The 20,084-nt window shown below is 69.0% G+C and carries 17 protein-coding genes; 7 read left to right on the plus strand and 10 right to left on the minus strand.

Translation table 11 applies throughout. The features are described from left to right. Nucleotides 1–35 precede the first annotated feature (35 nt). Nucleotides 36–761, minus strand: coding sequence for a YggS family pyridoxal phosphate-dependent enzyme (locus AC1DW4_RS07120; RefSeq protein ID WP_477016551.1), 726 nt, complete (start codon nucleotides 759–761; stop codon nucleotides 36–38). Here AC1DW4_RS07120 and AC1DW4_RS07125 point away from each other — a divergent pair. Next, nucleotides 760–1,425, plus strand: a complete 666-nt coding sequence (locus tag AC1DW4_RS07125; protein ID WP_477016552.1) for a thiamine phosphate synthase — start codon at nucleotides 760–762, stop codon at nucleotides 1,423–1,425. The two genes, AC1DW4_RS07120 and AC1DW4_RS07125, sit on opposite strands and share 2 nt — an antisense overlap. Here the strand turns inward: AC1DW4_RS07125 and AC1DW4_RS07130 are convergent. Then, nucleotides 1,422–1,817, minus strand: coding sequence for an NtrZ family periplasmic regulatory protein (locus tag AC1DW4_RS07130; protein WP_477016553.1), 396 nt, complete (start codon nucleotides 1,815–1,817; stop codon nucleotides 1,422–1,424). The genes AC1DW4_RS07125 and AC1DW4_RS07130 overlap by 4 nt on opposite strands. A gap of 370 nt (nucleotides 1,818–2,187) precedes the next feature. Here AC1DW4_RS07130 and AC1DW4_RS07135 point away from each other — a divergent pair, with 370 nt between their 5' ends. The 4 genes from AC1DW4_RS07135 to holA all read left to right on the plus strand — a co-directional run bounded on the left by AC1DW4_RS07135 (nucleotide 2,188) and on the right by holA (nucleotide 6,964). Then, nucleotides 2,188–2,640: a DUF3576 domain-containing protein gene (locus tag AC1DW4_RS07135; protein ID WP_477016554.1), complete on the plus strand. Its 453-nt coding sequence runs from the start codon at nucleotides 2,188–2,190 to the stop codon at nucleotides 2,638–2,640. Nucleotides 2,641–2,834: 194 nt separating this feature from the next. Continuing rightward, a complete protein-coding gene (leuS, locus tag AC1DW4_RS07140; RefSeq protein ID WP_477016555.1) occupies nucleotides 2,835–5,432 on the plus strand; it encodes a leucine--tRNA ligase in 2,598 nt (865 codons plus the stop codon). Then, nucleotides 5,433–5,915 carry an LPS assembly lipoprotein LptE gene (lptE, locus tag AC1DW4_RS07145; RefSeq protein ID WP_477016556.1) on the plus strand — a complete coding sequence of 161 codons (483 nt, stop codon included), beginning with the start codon at nucleotides 5,433–5,435 and terminating at the stop codon, nucleotides 5,913–5,915. Further along, nucleotides 5,912–6,964, plus strand: coding sequence for a DNA polymerase III subunit delta (holA, locus tag AC1DW4_RS07150; protein ID WP_477016557.1), 1,053 nt, complete (start codon nucleotides 5,912–5,914; stop codon nucleotides 6,962–6,964). The genes lptE and holA overlap by 4 nt, the downstream gene beginning before the upstream one ends. Before the next feature lie 35 nt (nucleotides 6,965–6,999). Here holA and AC1DW4_RS07155 read toward each other — a convergent pair whose 3' ends face one another. From AC1DW4_RS07155 to AC1DW4_RS07170, 4 genes are all read right to left on the minus strand, one after another. Next, nucleotides 7,000–7,467 (minus strand): universal stress protein, encoded by a 468-nt coding sequence (locus AC1DW4_RS07155; RefSeq protein ID WP_477016558.1) that lies wholly within the window; start codon nucleotides 7,465–7,467, stop codon nucleotides 7,000–7,002. Next, on the minus strand, nucleotides 7,467–12,338 hold the full coding sequence (locus AC1DW4_RS07160; protein ID WP_477016559.1) for an NAD-glutamate dehydrogenase: 4,872 nt from the start codon (nucleotides 12,336–12,338) through the stop codon (nucleotides 7,467–7,469). The genes AC1DW4_RS07155 and AC1DW4_RS07160 overlap by 1 nt, the downstream gene beginning before the upstream one ends. Nucleotides 12,339–12,487: 149 nt before the next feature. After that, nucleotides 12,488–13,321, minus strand: coding sequence for an outer membrane protein (locus AC1DW4_RS07165; protein ID WP_477016560.1), 834 nt, complete (start codon nucleotides 13,319–13,321; stop codon nucleotides 12,488–12,490). Nucleotides 13,322–13,636: 315 nt separating this feature from the next. Next, nucleotides 13,637–14,782: an AI-2E family transporter gene (locus AC1DW4_RS07170; protein ID WP_477016561.1), complete on the minus strand. Its 1,146-nt coding sequence runs from the start codon at nucleotides 14,780–14,782 to the stop codon at nucleotides 13,637–13,639. A gap of 95 nt (nucleotides 14,783–14,877) precedes the next feature. Between AC1DW4_RS07170 and AC1DW4_RS07175 the strand changes: the two genes are divergently transcribed. Then, the gene (locus tag AC1DW4_RS07175) at nucleotides 14,878–16,404 is read left to right on the plus strand and encodes a helicase HerA-like domain-containing protein (protein ID WP_477016562.1); all 1,527 of its coding nucleotides are present in this window, start codon (nucleotides 14,878–14,880) and stop codon (nucleotides 16,402–16,404) included. Nucleotides 16,405–16,408: 4 nt separating this feature from the next. Here AC1DW4_RS07175 and AC1DW4_RS07180 read toward each other — a convergent pair whose 3' ends face one another. The 3 genes from AC1DW4_RS07180 to timA form a co-directional block, all read right to left on the minus strand. Further along, nucleotides 16,409–16,822, minus strand: a complete 414-nt coding sequence (locus AC1DW4_RS07180) for a BLUF domain-containing protein (protein ID WP_477016563.1) — start codon at nucleotides 16,820–16,822, stop codon at nucleotides 16,409–16,411. Between the two features lie 61 nt (nucleotides 16,823–16,883). After that, the gene (locus AC1DW4_RS07185; RefSeq protein ID WP_477016564.1) at nucleotides 16,884–17,921 is read right to left on the minus strand and encodes an MltA domain-containing protein; all 1,038 of its coding nucleotides are present in this window, start codon (nucleotides 17,919–17,921) and stop codon (nucleotides 16,884–16,886) included. Between the two features lie 88 nt (nucleotides 17,922–18,009). Continuing rightward, on the minus strand, nucleotides 18,010–18,657 hold the full coding sequence (timA, locus tag AC1DW4_RS07190) for a TIM44-related membrane protein TimA (RefSeq protein WP_477016565.1): 648 nt from the start codon (nucleotides 18,655–18,657) through the stop codon (nucleotides 18,010–18,012). 200 nt (nucleotides 18,658–18,857) lie between these two features. Here timA and secB point away from each other — a divergent pair, with 200 nt between their 5' ends. Further along, complete coding sequence (gene secB, locus AC1DW4_RS07195; protein ID WP_477016566.1) at nucleotides 18,858–19,355, plus strand: protein-export chaperone SecB; 498 nt, start codon at nucleotides 18,858–18,860, stop codon at nucleotides 19,353–19,355. A gap of 4 nt (nucleotides 19,356–19,359) precedes the next feature. Here the strand turns inward: secB and dnaQ are convergent, their stop codons facing one another. Beyond that, entirely contained in the window at nucleotides 19,360–20,079 is a 720-nt protein-coding gene (gene dnaQ / locus AC1DW4_RS07200) for a DNA polymerase III subunit epsilon (RefSeq protein WP_477016567.1), read from the minus strand. Nucleotides 20,080–20,084: the final 5 nt, after the last annotated feature.

A 20,084-nucleotide genomic window follows, 5' to 3' on the forward strand; every position in this document is an offset into this window, starting at 1 on the left:
CAAACGCCAAGGCGGTGCCGGAAATTGGACGAAAATCAGAGACTAGAGGGCGCATCGGCGGGTTTTCGTTCCCCGAACAGCGCCGATCCGATCCGCACATGGGTCGCGCCCAGCCGGATCGCGGCCTCGTAGTCGCCGCTCATCCCCATCGAAAGAACCTCCAGGCCGTTCCGTTCGGCGATCCGCGCCAGCAGGGCGAAGTGCAGGATCGGCTCCTCGTCGGCGGGCGGAATGGCCATCAGACCCTCGACCGCCAGCCCCTGCGCCCGCGCCAGGGCGATCAGGGCGTCGGCGTCGCGCGGCGCGACCCCGGCCTTCTGCGGTTCCTCGCCGGTATTGACCTGGACCAGCAGGCGCGGCGAGCGCCCGACCCTGGACGCCGCCGAAGCCAGGACCCCGACCAGTTTCTCGCGGTCCAGCGTCTCGATGACGTCGAACAGCGCGACCGCATCCTCGGCCTTGTTGGACTGCAACGGCCCGATCAGGCGCAGTTCGAGGTCCGGCAAGCCTGTACGCCGATCCAGCCAGCGGCCTTGCGCCTCCTGCACCCGGTTCTCGCCGAACACCCGCACGCCCGCCGCCAGGGCCGCATCGATGGCCTCGGGCGGCTGCGTCTTGGAAACCGCCGTCAGGGTGACCGACGACGGATCGCGGCCGGCCAACTTCGCCGCGGCAGTCATCCGGGTGCGGACCGCCGCCAGTCGTTGCTCGAAGCCGGGCTCGCTGGACGCGGAGGCGGAAGCGGGGATAGAGGCGGTCATGACTAAGCCGGTGATGATGGGCGCGCCCCCCCTGAAGCAAGCGGCCGCGCGACTGTGGGCCAATGCCCAGGCCTTAGCCCGCGCGGCGGCCTCTGTCAGGGGGGGTGCCCCCTCGCGGGTTCCGCCCCTGTTGTTCTTCACCGATCCCGACCGGACCCCGCGCCCGTGGGAGGTCGCCGAACGCATGCCGGCGGGTTCCGGCGTCGTCTATCGGTCCTTCGGCGCGAACGATGCGCGCGACACGGCGGACCGACTTCGCGCCGTGACCGCCTCGCGCGGCATCGCCCTGCTGATCGGCATGGACAGCGGGCTGGCCGAGGCCGTGGGCGCGGACGGCCTGCATCTGCCCGAGCGGGCGTTGTCGGCGGCCTACGCCGTCTCCGGGCGACGGCCTGACTGGATTCTGACCGGGGCCGTGCATTCGGTGGAGGCGGCTCTGGCGGCACGGGACGTCGATGCGGTCGTCCTGTCTCCGATCTTTCCGGCGGGTGGGGCCTCGTCCGTCAGAAACGCCCTCGGTATCGAGGCCTTGGTCGGCGTCGCGCTCAATCGGCCGGTCCTCGCGCTGGGCGGGGTGACGTCAGAAAACGTGGAGACGCTGCTGGGCACGGGCGCGGCCGGAGTCGCGGCCGTCTCCGGCATCGCCGAAGCGTTCGGCCCCTAGAAGCGGAACAGGGTCTCGAGGCGCACGCGCGGCTGGGCGCGACGATCGGTTTCCGGCGCGCGGGCCGGATCCTGCTCGGCCGGCGCCAGGCCGGCGGCGGCCCCGACGCGCAATGACGGCGACAGGCGATAATAGGCTCCCGCCTCCACGTCGCCCCACCGGGTGTCGCGGCCGACCGGCTGGTTCAGGTTGAAATCAAGGCCCCAGCGGCCATTGGAGTTCCAGCGCAGACCCCGACGCGGAGCGGCGGAGGCGACGCTGTTTCGCGCCGCACTCGCTTCCGAAAGGCTGACGGCCGGTGCCCGCGATCGCGATTGCGCAGCCGCCTCGCCCGCCACGCCCAAGAGGGCGGCGGTGACGAAAAGCCCGGCGATGACGACGCGAAGCCGCATTTCCAACCCTTCGGTCCGACGTTTCGTCGCCGGACCCTGTTTCCTGAACCGGCATTTTCGCCGTGAACCGACCGATTAGACACCGGTGGTCCGCCCGGTCAACGGAACCCGGACGAACGACCCCGGTTCCACCGACTCTAATCGCGCCCTGTGGCGCAAGCGTCACGGGAATGCGTCCGCAAGTCGTTCGCCCGCGCGGCGAGCGTCCGGCAGCGTACGCCGTGTGACGGACCGGAACGCCATTGCCTTGTCATCGCCCCTTTTCAGCGTGTTATAGAGCTTCGCTTCGCCGCGCGCCCTGAAACGGGGCCGTCGACGCGCCTGTGACTCCGGGGGAGCCACGGGTCGATCTGGGATGGAGACAAGACGAATGGCGTTTGTTCGCGGCAAGACGATGGTTGCGGTTACCGCCCTGACCCTGGGGGGTCTGGTTCTGGCGGGTTGCGGCGGCCTGCCCTTCGTCGGCGACCGTCCGGCGGCGCGAGCCAATGCCCAGACCGGCATCGGCGTCAACGGCTACCTGTGGCGCGCCACCCTGGATACGCTCAGCTTCATGCCGCTTCTGACCGCCGATCCGTGGGGCGGCGTCGTCAACTACGACTGGTACATCAACCCCCAGACCCCCAACGAGCGGTTCAAGGCCACGGTCTTCATCCTCGACACCCGCCTGCGCGCCGACGCCCTGAACGTCACGGTGACCAAAGAGGTCAAGGACGCCTCGGGGGCCTGGACCGGCGCGCCGGTGGCGGCCCAGACCGAGGCCGATCTGGAAAACGCGATCCTGACCAAGGCGCGCCAGCTGAACCTGTCCAACGCGAGCTAACGACGCGGCGTCTCCTCTCTTTCCCGAAGGGATGGGGAGGGGGACCGCCCGCCGCTTGGCGAGGGGTGGAGGGGCTCTTGACGCCCCGCACCTGCGTCCGCTTCAAGAACTCCTCCGTCTCCTCCGCTTCGCTGCGGATCCACCTCCCCATTCGCCAGGCGGCGAACAGGGAGGAGACGCCTTGAAGGAATCCCGTGTCCGCTGCTCCGACCCGCTACGACCCCAAGACCGCCGAACCGCGCCAGCAGGCCCGCTGGGCCGAGGCGAACGCCTTCGTCACCCGGGATACCGGTCGTCCCAAATACTATGTGCTTGAAATGTTTCCCTATCCGTCGGGGAACATCCACATGGGGCACGCCCGCAACTATGTGATGGGCGACGTGGTGGCGCGCCACAAGCGGGCGCAGGGGTTCGACGTTCTGCACCCCATGGGCTGGGACGCCTTCGGCATGCCGGCCGAGAACGCGGCCATGGAGCGGGGCATCCACCCCAAGGGCTGGACCTACGACAACATCGCCCAGATGCGCGCCCAGCTGAAGCTTCTGGGGCTGTCGCTGGACTGGTCGAGAGAGTTCGCCACCTGCGATCCCGAATACTACGGCAAGCAGCAGGCCTGGTTCCTGGAGCTGTATCGGCGAGGCCTGGTGTACAGGAAGGACGGCACGGTCAACTGGGATCCGGTCGACAACACCGTCCTGGCCAACGAACAGGTCATCGACGGGCGCGGCTGGCGCTCCGGTGCCCTGGTCGAAAAACGCAAGCTGAACCAGTGGTTCCTGCGCATCACCGACTATGCCGACGACCTGATCGAAGGGCTGAAGACCCTTGACCGCTGGCCCGACAAGGTCCGGCTGATGCAGGAAAACTGGATCGGCAAGTCCAGGGGCGCGACGGTCTGGTGGGATATCGCGGAGGCACCCGATTTCCTGCCCGCGTCGCCTGAAGGCGAACCCAACCACGCCCGTGATCCGATCGAGGTCTATACGACCCGACCCGACACATTGTTCGGAGCCAGCTTCCTGGCCCTGGCCCCCGATCACCCGCTGACGAAGGCCATCGCCGAGCATCGGCCGGACGTCGCCGCCTTCGTCGCCGCCTGCGGCCAGACCGGCACCTCGGAGGCCGAGATCGAGAAGGCCGAAAAGCTGGGTGTCGATCTCGGTATCCGGGTCCGTCATCCCTTCGACGCCGCGCGGACCGTGCCGGTCTGGGCGGCCAACTTCGTGCTGTCGACCTATGGATCGGGCGCCATCTTCGGCTGCCCCGGCCATGACCAGCGCGATCTCGACTTCGCCCGCAAATACGAACTGCCCGTCGTGCCGGTCGTCCGTCCCGAAGGGGCCGACGACGTCGAGATTGGCACAGAGGCCTATGTGGGACCAGGCACGATCTTCAACTCGGACTTCCTGGACGGCCTGTCGGTCGAGGACGCCAAGGCCGAGGCTATTCGCCGGCTGGAAGCCTCCGACCACGGCAAGGGCACCACCATCTATCGCCTGCGCGACTGGGGCGTGTCGCGTCAGCGGTATTGGGGCTGTCCCATCCCCATCATCCACTGCGCCGAATGCGGCGTGGTCGAGGTCCCGGCCGACCAGCTGCCGGTCGTCCTGCCCGATGACGTCACCTTCGACGTGCCGGGCAATCCTCTGGACCGGCACCCGACGTGGAAGCACGTCAAATGCCCGTCCTGCGGGGCCGATGCGACACGCGAGACCGACACCCTGGACACCTTCGTGGACTCCAGCTGGTATTTCGCCCGGTTCACCGATCCGACGTCACCTGCGCCGATCAACACCGCGGCCGCCGACCGCTGGCTGGCCGTCGATCAATATATCGGCGGGGTCGAGCACGCGGTCCTGCACCTGCTCTATGCCCGGTTCATCACCCGCGCCCTGTCCGACACCGGCATGCTGTCGGTGAAGGAGCCCTTCGCCGGCCTGTTCACGCAAGGCATGGTCGTCCACGAGACCTATCGCCGGGCGGACGGCACCTGGGTCGAGCCGACCGACGTCGACCTGACCAACACCGCCGGCGTCCGCAGCGCCCGCCAGCTGTCGACCGGCGAGACCCTGACCATCGGCGACATCGAGAAGATGTCGAAATCCAAGAAGAACGTCGTCGCCCCCCAGGAAATCCTGGACTCGCACGGGGTGGATGCCGGGCGCCTGTTCGTCCTGTCCGACAGCCCGCCCGAACGCGACGTGCAGTGGACCCCCGGCGGCGTCGAAGGCGCCAGCCGCTTCGTCCAGCGCGTCTGGACCCTGTTCGACGGCTTTGACGAAACGGCAACGGGCGATCCGACCCAGGATGCCGCCCTGCTGAAGGAAACCCACAAGGCCATCAAGGCGGTGTCCGAAGGGGTCGAGGGCTTCCGCTTCAACTCCGCCATCGCCAAGCTCTATGCCTTCGTGGCGACGTTGCGCGATCATGACACGGCGTCCGGCCCTGCCCGGCGCGAGGCCCTGTCGGCCCTGGCCCGTCTGATCGCGCCCTTCACCCCGCATCTGGCCGAAGAAGGCTGGAGCCGCCTGGGCGAGGCCGGCATGGTGCTGGACGCCCCCTGGCCCGTGTTCGATCCGGCCCTGGCCGCCGACGACGCGGTCGTCCTGCCGATCCAGATCAACGGCAAGCGCCGGGGCGAGATCTCGATGCCGCGCGGGGCCGACCCGAAGGCCGTCGAGGCCGAGGCGCTCGCCAACCCGGCCGTTCAGGCCTATCTGGAGAGCCAGGGTCAATCCATCCGCAAGGTGATCGTCGTGCCGGACCGCATCGTCAATCTGGTGGCCGGTTAGGTGGCGGCGCGCGGCCTCGCGGCCCTGATCGCCGCATCCCTGCTTCTGGCCGGATGCGGGTTCACGCCCCTGTACGGGGATACCGGGGCCTCCGGGTCCCTGTCTCGCATCGCCGTGACGACACAGGACGACCGTCTGGGATACAGGCTTCGCGAACAGCTCGAGGACGCCCTGGGCTGGGATCGGGGCCCGGCCCCCCTCTACCGACTGGAGACGGCTGTCACCCAGAATCGCCGCCCGCTGGGTCGCCGGATCGACGATACCGCCACCCGTTACGAACTGACCGTCCGAGGGGCCTGGACCCTGACGCCGACGTCGGGGGGCACGCCCTTGAGCGGAACCCAGACCGTCACCACCACCTATGCCGCCGCAGACCAGCCCTATGCGGCCATCGCGGCCCAGCAGGACGGCGAGGACCGCGCCGCGTCCGAACTGGCCCGCATGATCCGCCTGGACCTGATGCGGGCCCTGGCAGGCCGATGATTCTGGCCAAGCGGCCCGAGGTGGACCGCTTCCTGGCGCGGCCCGACGCCGGGATCCGCGCCGCCGTGATTCACGGCAAGGACCGCTCGGGCGTCGCCGAGCGCGCCGAAATCCTGTGCAGGGCCATCACGCCCGACCTGAACGATCCCTTCAACGTCACCGTCCTGACCGACAGCGACATCGACGGCGACGAGGCGCGACTGGAAGAGGCCCTGACCGCGCTCAGCATGATCGGCGGACGGCGTCTGGTCCGGGTGCGGCTGGGCGCAGACAAGGCCTCGATCGACAAGATGCTGGCCGCGGCGCTGAAGACCCACGGCGACGGCGGCTACAATCCGGACTGCATGCTGGTGGTCGAGGCGGGGGCGCTTGGGCGGGACTCGGCCCTCAGGAAGGCGGCCGAGGCGGGTAAGGCCTCCGTCGGCATCGCCTGCTACGAGGACGAGGCTGGCGACATCGCCCGAATGACGCGCGAGGCCCTGGCCGCCGACAAGGTCGGGCTGACGTCCGATGCCCTGGCCGCCTTCGTCGCCCGGCTGCCCAAGGAACGGGGCCTTATGCGCCAGGAAATCGAGCGGCTGGCCCTTTACGTCGGCCCCGGCTCCGGCCGCACCATCGACGTCGAGGAACTGGAGGCTCATCTGGGCGTCGAGGCCGATGCCTCGCTGGCCGATGCGGCGCTCCAGGCCTTCGGGGGTCGCCCGGCACCGGCCCAGAGCGGCCTGCGCCGCGCCCTGGCCGAGGGCGAAAGCGCGGTCATGGCCGTGCGATCGACCTCGATCCACCTTGGAAAACTGCGCCGGATCAATGTCCTGCAAGGATCCGGCGCGGGCGCGAAGGAGGCCGCCAAGGCGGCCGGTGTGTTCTGGAAGCAGGAGGCCGAGATGCTGCGTCAGGCCCGGGCCTGGCGTCTGGAGGAACTCGACATCGTCCAGGACAGCGTCAACACCGCCGACATCGCCACCAAGACGACCGGTCTGCCCGAGCACCTGATCGCAGAGCGGCTTTTGCTGGAGATCGCCGCGCGGGCCAGACGGCTGGGGCTCTGAGGCTCCTCCACCCCCTCGGTGGGGGCGAGGTGGCGTCAGGCCAGGTCCTCGATCTCGGCGTCCGTGAGTTCGCCGGGCACGATCGTCACCGGCAGTTTGCGCCCCCCGAAGGCCGCGCCCTGTTTCAGGACGGCGGACACCAGCGGACCCGGCCCGCGCGCGCCCGAACCCGAGGCCAGCACCAGGATCTTGATCTCCGCGTCCTCGCCGCAGACCTTGCGGATCGCGGCCTGGGGTTCGCCCTCCTCGATCAGGAAGATCGGCGCGGCCCCCGATCGGGTCTGCGCCTCCTCGCCCAGGCGGGTCAGCAGGGCTTCCGCCTCGGCCCTTTGCTCGCGCTGGATTTGCTCGCGCACCCCCGCCCACTGCTCGTCCGACTGGACCGGGATGATCCGCAGCAGGGCCACCCGGCCCCCCGTCGATTTCGCCCGCCGCGCCGCATAGCGCAGCGCCGCCTCGAACTCGGGGCTGTCATCCACGACGACAAGGAACTTGCGCGGCATCAGGCTGAGCCTGCCACGCTGCGGATCTGCCCATTCGCAATCGTGAGTTTCGCGAAGGTCCACCCGGTGCCGGAGGCCTCGATCTCGTCCACGGCGGCGCGGACGCCCTCGACCTGGTCAAGACGCGCGCCGATCCAGGCATCGACGGCGGCCTCGGCCGTGGCCTCGCTGTCGCCGACGGACGGATCGGACGCCTTGGCCACCGCGCGGGTCAGGGTGACCTGCTCGGCCATCAGATCCTCGATCAGACGGCGCACGGCCAGTCGATCGAAGTGATCGCCAGAGGGCACGGCCCCGGCCGCCGCCCTCAGCCGGTCGAAGTCGAACGCCGCCCCGACCTGGTGATACAGCCGCGCCATCCGGGGTTCGGACCACCCGGCCTCCTGCGCGAGATCGCCGATGTCGGCGGTCGCCACCAGCGGCCGCAGCATGGAGACGGTCTGGGCCAAATCTTCGCCCACGCCCATGTCCGCGAACCGTTTCAGCCGCTCGGCCAGACGGTTCTGCTCGAAGCGGGACAGAACATCCCCGCCCGCGCCGCGCAGGGCATCCGCCGCCGGGCGATAGGCCTCGATCAGCCCCTGCACCGTCGCGCCGGCCTTCGCGCCGCGCCGGGCCAGCCAGAAGGTCTGACGCCGCAGGACGGTGGCGATCTCCTGATAAAGCGCGGTCTGGGTCTCGGCCGGAACCTTGAGGTCCAGGGCGTTGACGGCGTCCCAGGCCTCGTCCAGGCGAAACACGCGCCGCGCCGCCTCGAAGGCGATCACCAGGGCGGTCGTGTCGCAACCGGCCGCCGCGCGCAGGCGGTCGGGGAAGGTCGGGCCCGTCATGTTGACGATCTCGTTGCACAGCACCGTGGCCACGATCTCGCGCCGCAACCGGTGGCCTTTCATCTGATCCTCGAACCGGGCGAGCGGTCCGGGGAAGTATCGGACCAGCGTCTCCTCGAAGAACGGATCCTCGGGCGCTTTCGACGCCACGATCTCCTCGGCCAGCTCCAGCTTGGAATAGGCCATCAGCACCGCCAGTTCCGGCCGGGTCAGGGCCAGGCCCGTCGTCTTCATCTCGCCGATGCGGACATCGCCGGGCAGACCCTCGACCTTGCGATCCAGCTTGCCTCTGGCGGTCAGCGCCTGCATGAACCGCTGCTGCTGATCCAGGGCACCGGCGCCTTCCGCCTGTTGCAGCGTCAGGGCCAGGGTCTGGTCGTAGTTGTGGGCCAGGACCTTCAGGCCCACCTCGTCCGTCATCGAGGCCAGGAGGGGCACCCGATCCGCCAGCGGCAGGACGCCGTTGGTGACGGCCGAGCCGATCAGTATCTTGATGTTGACCTCGTGGTCGGAGGTGTCCACGCCCGCCGAGTTGTCGATGGCGTCGGTGTTGATCCGCCCGCCGCCCGCCGCATAGGCGATCCGGCCGGCCTGGGTCAGGCCCAGGTTGGCCCCCTCCCCCACCACCTTGACCCGCAGTTCGTCGGCGTTGATCCGCAGGGCGTCGGTGCCCTTGTCGCCGACCTGGGCGTCGGTCTCGGCGGCCGACTTCACATAGGTGCCGATGCCGCCGAGATACAGCAGCTCGGCCGGGGCCTTCAGGATCGCGCGGAGCAGGCTGACGGGGTCCAGGACGTCGTCGGCGATATCGAGCGTGGCCTTGATCTCGGGCGTCAGCTGGATGGACTTGGCCGAGCGCGAGAAGACGCCGCCGCCTTTCGAGATCAACGATGGATCGTAGTCCTGCCAGGACGAGCGCGGCAGCTGGAACAGGCGGTTGCGCTCATCCCACGACGTCGCCGGGTCCGGCGTCGGGTCGATGAAGATGTCGCGGTGATCGAAGGCGGCGACCAGTTTCGAGGCTTTGGACAGCAGCAGGCCGTTGCCGAAAACGTCGCCCGACATGTCCCCCACGCCGACGACGGTGAAGGGCTCGGCCTGGATGTCCTTGCCGATCTCGCGGAAGTGACGCTTGACCGCCTCCCACGCGCCGCGGGCCGTGATGCCCATGGCCTTGTGGTCGTAGCCGACCGAGCCGCCCGAAGCGAACGCATCGTCCAGCCAGAAGCCGTAGTCGGCCGAGACGCCATTGGCGATGTCGCTGAACGTCGCCGTCCCCTTGTCGGCGGCCACGACCAGATAGGGGTCGTCCCCCTCGAACGCGACGACGTTCGACGGGTGGACCACGGCCCCGTCGGCCCCGATGTTGTCGGTGATGTCCAGCAGGCCCGACAGGAAGGTCCTGTAGGCGCGGATGGCCTCCGCCTGCTGGGCGTCGCGGTCACCGCCGGCACGCACGATGCCCGACAGGTATTTCGGAAAGAAGCCGCCCTTGGAGCCGACCGGCACGATGACGGCGTTCTTGACCTGCTGGGCCTTCACCAGCCCCAGCACCTCGGTGCGGAAGTCGTCGCGGCGGTCGGACCAGCGCAGCCCGCCCCGCGCCACGGGGCCGAAGCGCAGATGGACGCCCTCGATGTGCGGGGCCCAGACGAAGATCTCGCGATACGGCTTGGGCAGGGGCAGATCGTCCAGTTCGCGCGAGGCGATCTTGATCGAGATATGCGGCTTGAACGCGCCGTCCGGGGTCTTCTGGAAATAGTTGGTCCGCTTGATCGCGCCGATCAGGGCGGCCATGCGGCGGAGCGCCCGGTCGTGGTCCAGCGACTTCACGTCCATCAGCAGGGCCGTGATCTTGTCGGTCAGTTCGCTCGCCGCCGCCGTGCGCTCGTCGGCCGATCCGCCGTGATCCGGGTCGAACTTGCAGGCGAACAGGCTCAGCAGGGCGCGCGCGATGGCTGGATAGTCGCGCAGCGCCTCTTCCTGAACGGCCTGGGACGGATCCAGACCCGTCTGCTGGCGATAGCGGGCCAGGGTGCGGATCAGGGCCGCCTCGCGCCAGCCGACGCCCAGTTCCAGCACCAGCCTGTTGAACCCGTCGCTTTCCGTCAGTCCGGTCCAGACGGCCGAGAAGGCCGCCTCGAACGGCCCCTTGACGTCGGCGAAGGCGATCGCGGCTCCGCGCGGGTCCTCCAGCAGGAATTCATGGACATGGATTTCCTCGGCATCGACCGGCCGGATCGCGTGGCCGAACTCTTCCAGGGTCTTCAGACCCATGTCGGCCAGGATCGGCAGGACGTCGGACAGCGGCACCGCCGCGCCCCGGTGGTAGAGCTTGAACCGGAACTGCAGCGGTGTGTCCCCGGCGGAGCGGAAGGCGCGAACCGCGACCGGCTCACCCGATCCGACCGTGCCCGAGGCGTTCAGGCGGTCGATTTCCTGCAGATCGGCCACGGCCTCGGCGGCGTCATAGCGATCGCGATAGCCGGCCCCGAAGGCATCCGACCATTTCCGGCTCAGCGCGCCGATTTGCGCGTCGTCCACGTCGGCGGCGCGCAGGGCCGCTTCGAAGCGGTCGATCCAGCTGCGTCCGGCCTCGGCGATCTCGGCCTCCAGCGCCTTGGCGTCGGGGATGGGGTGATCGCCCGGCGTCACGCCGATGATGTAGTGGATGCGCACCAGGGGCGCGTCGGACAGCTGCGGATACCAGGCCGACAGACGGCCGCCCCATGCCCTGGCCAGGATGCGTCCGATGCGTTCGCGCACCGCCGCCTCGAACCGCTCGCGCGGCACGAAGGCCAGGACCGAGACGAACCGGTCGAACGGGTCCAGCCGGGTGAAGGTCTTGATCCGGGGCCGGTCGTACAGATGCAGGATGCCGAGCGCCGACGTCAGCAGCTCGTCCTCGGTGATCTGGAACAGCTCGTCGCGCGGATAGTTCTCCAGGATGTTCTTCAGCCGCTTCTCGTTGTGGCTGCCGGGCACCTTGGCGGCGCGGGTCAGGGCGTTGGTGACCTTGCGGCGGATCAACGGGACTTCGGACGCTGTGCGGTCATAGGCCTCGGCGGTGAACAGGCCGACGAAGCGGGTCTCGCCAGACGGGCGGCCGTCGTCGCCGTAACGCTTGACCCCGACGTAATCCATATAGGCCCGGCGGTGCACGCGGCTGCGCAGATTGGCCTTGGCCACCGTGACCGGATCGGACAGGTCCATCTGCCGTTTCATCTGGGCGGTCAGGACGGCGGGCTCCGAGGTGCGACGCAGGACGGTGCGGGACGGATCGCGCAGCACCCCGACCCCCGCGGTGGCCTGATCCAGCGGTGCCTCGGCCGCATAGCCTCCGTCCGCCGTGCGCGGATAGTCGTAGTCGCGTGCGCCCAGGAAGACGAAATGGTCGTCGTTCAGCCAGCGCAGGAAGGCCAGGTTCTCGGCCACCACCTGGGGATCGATGCCGCCAGGGCAGGCCTCCAGATGCGCCACAGACCGGCTCATCAGGTCGCTCATGGCCTGGAAGTCGCCGACCGCCGCATGCACGTCGGCCAAGGCCTGTTGGACCTCGGCCTTCAAGGCGTCCCGACGTTCGGAGGGCAGGGGATCGACGACGATGACGATCAGCGATTCGCGGCCCTGCTCGCCTTCACGCGCCAGGACGGGGTGAAACAGGGCGCGCACCGAGACGCCGGCGTCGGCCAGCTCGCCCATGACGCTGTCGACCAGGAAGGGACGATCGTCCTGCGCGATCCAGATGGTGTCATAGGAGCCGGCCTGACCGTCGGCGGTCTTCAAGGGCTGCACGAGCACGCCGGGCGCGTCCCCGACCTTGCGCTGGCGCGCCCAGCGCCAGGCGTCGCCGAGCAGGGCGGCCATGGCGGCCACGTCCAGTTCGGGGGTCTCGTCCTCCGCATAGTCGTCGGCGGCCTGGTCGATGAAGGACTTCTCGAGCGTGTCGAGGACGGCGTCCGCCCTCAATGTCTTTGCGAACGCTGTCCGCAACGCCTCCGCGACGGGGGACGGGACGGAAGGACGCGGTTCGCCGGACATGGGCAGGGTCTCGTTCAGCGCGGCTCTGATGGCCGCCAGGTGCTGAGACCGGGAATAGGCCCGCCGGCGTCCGCCGGGAAGCCCAGAAAGCGAAAACGCCGGACCCTCTTTTCGAGAGCCCGGCGTCGATCGACGATCCTTTGATGGACCTAGAAGCGGTAGTTCATGCCGATGCGGATCGCATGCAGGCCGAACCGGCCGTTGGAGCGCTGGATGTCCGTTCCGGTCGTGTTGGGGGCCAGAACGAACGGGTTGGTCGCGACGGCGATGCCGCGCGTCGCCCGGACGGTGAAGTCCGAGGCTTCCAGCGACGTATAGATATATTCGCCCGTGACCGTCAGGTGCGGGGCCAGGGCGTATTCGATACCGCCGCCGGCCTGGTAGCCGTCGGCCTGATCGTCGTTCACCGTGGCCGCGAATGCATTCTGGCCGTTGGACGAATAGAAGCGGTTGGTCATCTCGGCCCGCGCCGCGCCGCCCGTCGCATAGACCAGGGCCGGCCCGTAGGCATAGCCGATCCGGGCGCGGATGGCGGCCAGATTGTTCACGTCTCGCTCGAACACATAGTAGGCGGGCGTGGTCGAGAACGACGTCACGCTGTCTTCGGCATCGACGCCGGAATACTCCGCCACGGCTCCGACGACGAAGTTTCCGAACTGGAGGTCGTAGCCGATGCGACCGCCGCCCTCGACCCCGTTGGAATCCTCATCGCATCCGTCGGTCGGCAGATTGCCCTTGGCGCTGCCTCCGCACGATCCGGGGCCGAAGGCATCGGCCGCCAGGGACGTGGTGACGGTATCGCCGTAGTTGCCGTCCAGATTCCGGTCGAACCGCAGGCGCTCGTCGTCCTGGTCGTTGGTCTTGGTGCCCGCGCCATAGACGCCGACATAGAGGCCGCTCCAGTCCTGCGACTGGGCCATGGCCGGCGCGCCGACGGAGGCGAGCATCAATGCGCCTGCCGAAACCGTGAGTGTCTTGATCATCGATCTGTATCCCTGAGCTGTTGTGCGCCGCGGTGGGACGGCGCTGCCCTTCCGCCGGGCCTAACGGCAGGAACGATGCGTCGTTCCTGCCGGATGCGCGCCACGGGGCCTTGCGCGGCCCGTGTGTCGCTTTTGCGCACCAGTGAAAGAAGAGAAAAGGCCGCCGGACGGGGGGGTCCGGCGGCCTCGACTGGAACCCGCGCTGGAGGGGGAGGGGCGCGGGTTCGATGTCGTCGCGACCGGGAGGGGGAGGGGTGGGCCGCGACGCCTGGATGGGAGATGGGGACCTCGGCCCGGCCTGCAAGGGCGCGACCCTTACGGTTCTCCCGTCGCCGGGCGCGGCGGTTTGACGCGGGCCGGGTGTTTGGCCGGGGTGTGGTGGCCGCTGTGCTCGTCCTCGTCGGCATAGGGCTTGCCGTCCCCGCTCAGCAGGACGGCGATCCACATCGATCCCTTGAACTCGGCCAGGATCGCCATGGCCATGACCGCCAGGGGCGTCGACAGGAACATCCCGACCACGCCCCACATCTTGCCCCACAGCGCCAGCGCCAGCAGCACCGCGACCGGGTCGATGTTCTGGTTCTCGCCCTGCATGCGCGGCTGGATCAGGTTGCCGACCACGAACAGGATGACCTGCAGCCCGACCAGCAGGATCAGGGCGGGCCAGTAGGTGGGGAACTGCACCAGGGCGAACAGTGGCGGGGCCAGCCCCGCGACGGCCCCGCCCAGCACCGGAATGAAACCGACCACGAAGATCACGAAGGTCCAGAACTCGGCATGCTCCAGGCCCACGACCCGCATCAGGATCCAGGCGGCGGCGCAGATGATGGCCCCCGTCACGGTCTGGACCCACAGATAGCCCTCGACGCCGCCCCGCACACGCTGGAACACCTCCATCGCCTCGCCACGCTGCTCGCGCTCCGGAAACATGGCGATGATCTTGCGGCGGAAGCCGACCTGGGAGGCCAGCAGGAACCCCAGATAGACCAGGACGAAGAACGACCCCGACGCCACGCCCTGGGCCTGGCCGGCCAGGCCGATCAGATAGCCGCGCAGGTCGATGCTGCCGATCAGCTCCTGGGCCGTCGGGGCGGCCTGCATGCCGAACAGTTTCGCGCCATCCGCGATGATGGCGTCGATGCGGGGCCCGATCCCGCTGGAGACGCCCGACATGTCGGTGAAGAAACTCGCGGCGCCGTTGACGATGAAGGCGATCGACAGGAAGAAGCCCACGACTACGACCAGCAGCGCGGCGGTCCCGGCCCAGTGGGCCGGCAAACTGGTCCGGTCCTCGATGAACCGCTTCACCCCGTCGATCATGATCATCAGGAAGATGGCCATGGCCAGCGGCGTCAGGATGTCCCGCAGCCAGTAGAGCGCGGCCCCCGTCGCCACCACCGCGATCAGGACCAGGGCGTTGCGGGCGACCGTGTTGGTCGGGACGGCGAGGGGCAATTTCATGGCCGGACTGTCGGGGTCGTCGCCCGCCCGGTCAAGCCGACCCTAGCCCTGCGCGCCGGGCTGTCTGTATGGTGTCGGCTGCAGAGGAACCCCGAATGACCGACACGACATCCGCCGCCGCGCCCGTCCCGGGGCTGTTCCTCGGTCAATCCTCCGACAACGGCGTCGCGCGGCGGGAATATCTGCTGTGGAACCGCGCCAATCGGCACGGCGTGATCGCGGGCGCGACCGGCACCGGCAAGACGGTGACGCTTCAGATCATGGCCCAGGGTTTCTCGGAGATGGGCGTCCCCGTCTTCTGCGCCGACGTGAAGGGCGACCTTTCGGGCATCAGCCAGGTCGGCACGCCGAACGAGAAACTGGTCGCTCGCGCCACCGGCATGGGACTGACGCTGGACCCGAAGGCGGCCCCGACGGTCTTCTGGGACCTGTATGGCCAGAAGGGTCATCCGGTCCGGGCGACCGTGTCCGAGATCGGGCCGCTGCTGATGGCGCGGATGCTGGACCTGAACGACGTTCAGGAAGGCGTGCTGACCGTCGCCTTCCATGTCGCGGACAAGGAGGGCCTGCTGTTGCTCGACCTCGACGATCTGCGATCCATGCTGGTCTATGTCGCCGAGAACGCGGCCCGGATCGGGCGCGAGGTCGGCAACGTCGCGCCCGCCTCCATCGCCTCGATCCAGCGCGCCCTGCTGCAGCTGGAACAGGACGGCGGCGACGCCTTCTTCGGCGAGCCGGCGCTGAAACTGACCGACATGATGAAGACCGGCGTCGACGGACGCGGGCAGGTCAACGTCCTGGACTCGACCCGGCTGATGAACAGCCCGCGCCTGTACGGAGCCTTCCTTTTGTGGCTGATCTCCGAGCTGTTCGAACAGTTGCCAGAGGTCGGCGATCCCGAAAAGCCACGCCTGGTCTTCTTCTTCGACGAGGCGCACCTGCTGTTCAAGGATGCGCCAAAGCCCCTTTTGGAAAAGGTCGAACAGGTCGTGCGCCTGATCCGGTCCAAGGGGGTCGGCATCTATTTCATCACCCAGAACCCGGCCGACATCCCCGACAGCGTCCTGGCCCAGCTGGGCAACCGCATCCAGCACGCCCTGCGCGCCTATACCCCCGCCGATCAGCGCGGCCTGAAGGCGGCGTCCGAGAGCTTCCGCATCAACCCGGCCTTCGACACCAAGGACGCGATCCAGGCCCTGGGCACCGGTGAGGCACTGGTGTCGGTGCTGGACGAAAAGGGCGCGCCCACCGTCGTCCAGCGGACCCTGATCCGCCCGCCCGACAGCCGCCTGGGTCCCGCCACCGACCCCGAGCGCGCCGCCGTCATGGCCGCCAGCCCGGTCAGGGGTGTCTATGACACCGTGATCGACCGCGAGTCGGCCGAGGAAGTCCTGGCCGCCCGCCATGCGGCCGCGACCGAAGTCGAAGTGCCTGAAGCCAAGGCCGCCCCCAAAGGTCGGGCCGCGCCCGCGCCACGCGCCCCGCCGGCACCCAAGGCTCCGCGCCGCTCCAACCGCCAGAGCCCGCTGGAGGCTCTGACCAAGTCCGTCCTGCGCACCGCCGGTTCCACCCTGACCCGCGAACTGCTGCGGGGCGTGCTCGGCGGGCTGCGAAGAAAATAGCCGTTCAGATCATCGACCCCAGCCGGGCGCTGGCCAGTGTGCTCAGGACGCTGGTGACCTGTGCGCCCGATCCGGTCTGGGTCAGCAGTTTGGAATGATGCGGCGACAGGGCGCGGGTATCCACCATGGCCATGGCCCAATCCAGGAACAACTGGGCCTGCACCGGCCAGCGGGCCAGGACCCGGACGTTGCGATGGCGCGCGTCCGCCTCGATCGCCTCCATAAGGGCCGTGAGAGCCTCGGGATCGCCCTCCAGCACCTGGACAAAGACGCCATCCTTCAAGGCCAGAGCGCCGGTCAGACGGCGGCGTCCGTTATTCCTGACAGAGATAGAGACGATGTTCGAGACATCGACGGGGCCGTCGGTCGGGGCGACCGCATCGCTGCGATAGACGATGCGTTCGATGGGCGATGTCATGCGACTGGGGGACCGTGGCGGGCAATCCGCCCGTCGCTCTAGGCGCTTTCGCCCCGATTCCCTAACGCGGAACCAGTCGCCACATGCGCAAAGGATGGCGCACGACGCCGGCCTCCGCGCCCGCTGCCTCGCCCCGGCCCATGTAGAGGTCCGCGCGCACGGGCCCGCGAATGGCCGATCCCGTATCCAGCGCCATGACCAGCCCCCGATAGCCGTGCCGAGCTCCGGCCAGATTGCCCGCGTCGGCCGAGAGCCAGACCAGATCGCCATAGGTCCAACTGGCCGGATCGACCGCGATGGCGCGCCTGGCGGGCAGGGGCACACCCGCCGCCCCTGCAGGATCGCCGCCGTCGTCGGGGTCGAGGCTGAAATAGATGTAGCGGGGGTTCAGGGCGGTGATCGCGCGGGCCTCGGCCCCGCGATGCGTCGCCAGCCAGGTCCGGATCGCATCGCCCGACGTGCCGTTGCTCGGCAGAAGACCGCGCTCCGCCATCGGTCGGGCGATACCGACGAAGGGTCGGCCGTTGTCGGCGGCATAGGCGGCGCGCGCGGTCGTGCCGTCCTCGAACGTCAGGTAGCCCGACCCCTGAATCTGCAGGAAGAACAGATCCTCGGCCCGCATCCAGGCCAGTGGCGGCGAGGGCGGCGGTCCGGCCTCGATCACCGCCCGTTCGGGCAGGACCTGGCCCCGGGTCCAGCCCTCGGGCCGGGCCAGGACCGGGGTGTCGAACACGGTGTCGGGTCGGCGACGGGCCTGATATTCGGGTGCGAAATAGGCGGTCATCAGCCCCGGGCGACCGTCGGCGGTCGTGGCCTGCACCACGCCGAAGCCGCGTTCGAAGAAGGCGCGGGCGGCCGAAGGGGTCACCGGTTTCGACACCCGGCGGATCTGCTGGGCCTCCTCGCATCGGGCGGCGGCCAAAGTCTCGCGCGCGACCCGGCAGATGTCGGCATAGGCCTGGAATGCCGCCAGATGGTCCTCGTCCGCCCAACCGGGCAGGGTTTCCGGCCCCGGCAGGGCATTCGTCGGAGCGGCAGGAGATGTCTGCGGCGTCGGCGGGGCGACAGGCGTATCGACGACCGGCGGGACCGGCGTCACGACAGCCGACGTGGCACACCCAGCCAGGAGCAGAAGCGCTGCCGCCAGTCCGAGCCTCTGGTCAAATCCCACCGGGCGGTCGCCCGGACTAGGCGTTGGCGGGTTCGACCCGGGCCAGGACCCAGTTGGGGTCCGAGGCACCCAGCGAGCGTTCGAACGTCCAGTGCTCGGCGGTGCGGCGCTCCTCGACGCGCTCCTCGGCGGGGGCGCCCGGCGTGGCCTCGTCGGCCGGTGGCATGATGCGCGAGCGCAGCTCGGCCAGGAACCGGACCTTGGCCACGGCGCGGTCGCCTTCGGCCGAGGCCAGTTCGAGATCGGCGCGGGGGGGATGCAGGAACTCGACCTGTTCGGTCTCGCCGCGCGTCTCGCGGGCCGCGATGCCGGTCTCGAACGATTCCAGCACTGCCGGGGTCAACAGGGGCTTGAGAGCGGCGCGATCGCCGGACGCATAGCCACGCACGATGGTCTCATAGGCCTGGCGGGCCCCGTCGATGAACTTGGCCGGGTCGAAGGCCGGGTCGCGAGCGCGCAGCGAGGCCGCGGCCGCCAGAAGGGTCGCATCCACGCCCGGCGTGCGACCCGGAGCGTCCGGACCCGCAGCAGCCGGCAGGGCGGTCGGAGCCTTGGCGTCCTCCTGCGGCTGGCGGCCGACCTTCTTGCCCAGCACATTGTACAGCTGGAACAGGACGATGGCCGCGATGACGGCGAAGATGACGATCAGGAACTGAGAGGGCACGGTCTATCCCGGGTTTTCGATGCGCGCCTCGGTGCGGAGGCGAACGGCGTCTGCTGGACGATTACGGTCCTATATAGGCCCGCGCAAGGCGACACGCATCCGCTGCGTCATAGAGGCGAGTGGATGCCACCGTTGCGGGGCGGGACGGCGGATGCTAGTCGCGCGGCCTCCTGTCCCTCGTCCGCCCCGGCTTTGACCCCATGACCGATAGCGCCCCGCCCGAGCCGAACGGCTCCGCCCCCACCGGCCAGCCGCCCGTTCCGGGCTTCCGCATCCTGGCGCAGTATGTCCGCGACCTGTCGTTCGAGAACCCCAAGGCTCCGGACTCCCTGCGGATCGAGGGCCGCCCCTCGATCGACATGGGCGTCGAGCTGAACGCCCAGGGTCGTCCCGACGGCCTGTTCGAGGTCGACATCAAACTGTCGATCAAGGCCTCAACCGAGGCCCTGGCCGTGTTCCACGTGGAACTGCTGTACGGCGGACTGTTCCAGCTGTCGGGCGTGGCCGAGCAGGACATCGAGCCGCTGCTGCTGATCGAATGCCCGCGCTATCTGTTCCCCTATGCCCGCGAGATCATCGCCCGGGCGACGGCGGACGGCGGCTTCTATCCGCCCTTCATGCTGGACCCGATCGACTTCGCCGGCATCTATGCCGCGCGGATGCAGCAGCAGAACGGCCAGCCGTCGGGCGCGGCCTGACGGATCAGGCCGTGGCCCCGGTCCCGACACCGTAGCCTTCCCACAGCGACCGGTCCTTCAGCGTCGCGGCCAGAAAGGCGGCGTGGGCCTCGGCCTCCCCGGCATTCAGGCGCGGGGCCAGGGGTCGGGGACGGACGCCATAGCCGCCGGCCGCCGCATGGGCGGCGGCGGCCGCGCTTTCGCGACGGCTGGACAGATCCAGCACCCGCTCCTTTCCGCCCTTCAGCTCCAGATAGACCTCGGCCAGCAGCCGGGCGTCGATCAGAGCCCCGTGCAGGGCGCGATCGACCAGGCTGATCTTGTAGCGCTTGCACAGGGCGTCCAGCGAGTTGGCCATGCCGGGGAACCGCTTCTGGGCCAGCTGAAGCGTGTCGATCCAGCGGGTCTCGTGCAGCAGGGGATGACCGCACCGGCCGCATTCGTGGTCGATGAAGTTGCGGTCGAACTGGGCGTTGTGGGCAATCACCGGCGCATCGCCGATGAAGTCCATCAGGTCGACGACGATCTCGGCGAACTTCGGCGCGTCCCTGACCTTGTCGTCGGTGATGCCGTGGACCCGGATGGCATCGGCGGGGATCAGCCGCTCGGGATTGACGAACCGGTGGAAGGTCCGACCCGTCGGCAGCAGGTCCATGATCTCGATGCAGCCGACCTCGATCAGTCGGTCGCCCGTCCTGGGGTCGAAGCCGGTGGTTTCGGTGTCGAGAACGATTTCGCGGGCCATCCCCT

The organism is Brevundimonas sp. P2_A6 (genome assembly GCF_056404975.1).

Bases quoted from the DNA above. Each gene is read 5' to 3' on its own strand.
- AC1DW4_RS07155 (WP_477016558.1), bottom strand. From the start codon at position 7,467: ATGCCGCGCAAGTTCCTTGTCGTCGTGGATGACAGCCCCGAGTTCGAG.
- secB (WP_477016566.1), top strand. From the start codon at position 18,858: ATGACCGATAGCGCCCCGCCCGAGCCGAACGGCTCCGCCCCCACCGGC.
- AC1DW4_RS07160 (WP_477016559.1), bottom strand. From the start codon at position 12,338: ATGTCCGGCGAACCGCGTCCTTCCGTCCCGTCCCCCGTCGCGGAGGCG.
- AC1DW4_RS07125 (WP_477016552.1), top strand. From the start codon at position 760: ATGACTAAGCCGGTGATGATGGGCGCGCCCCCCCTGAAGCAAGCGGCC.
- AC1DW4_RS07170 (WP_477016561.1), bottom strand. From the start codon at position 14,782: ATGAAATTGCCCCTCGCCGTCCCGACCAACACGGTCGCCCGCAACGCC.
- holA (WP_477016557.1), top strand. From the start codon at position 5,912: ATGATTCTGGCCAAGCGGCCCGAGGTGGACCGCTTCCTGGCGCGGCCC.
- AC1DW4_RS07120 (WP_477016551.1), bottom strand. From the start codon at position 761: ATGACCGCCTCTATCCCCGCTTCCGCCTCCGCGTCCAGCGAGCCCGGC.
- AC1DW4_RS07180 (WP_477016563.1), bottom strand. From the start codon at position 16,822: ATGACATCGCCCATCGAACGCATCGTCTATCGCAGCGATGCGGTCGCC.
- dnaQ (WP_477016567.1), bottom strand. From the start codon at position 20,079: ATGGCCCGCGAAATCGTTCTCGACACCGAAACCACCGGCTTCGACCCC.
- AC1DW4_RS07135 (WP_477016554.1), top strand. From the start codon at position 2,188: ATGGCGTTTGTTCGCGGCAAGACGATGGTTGCGGTTACCGCCCTGACC.
- AC1DW4_RS07165 (WP_477016560.1), bottom strand. From the start codon at position 13,321: ATGATCAAGACACTCACGGTTTCGGCAGGCGCATTGATGCTCGCCTCC.
- AC1DW4_RS07130 (WP_477016553.1), bottom strand. From the start codon at position 1,817: ATGCGGCTTCGCGTCGTCATCGCCGGGCTTTTCGTCACCGCCGCCCTC.
- AC1DW4_RS07175 (WP_477016562.1), top strand. From the start codon at position 14,878: ATGACCGACACGACATCCGCCGCCGCGCCCGTCCCGGGGCTGTTCCTC.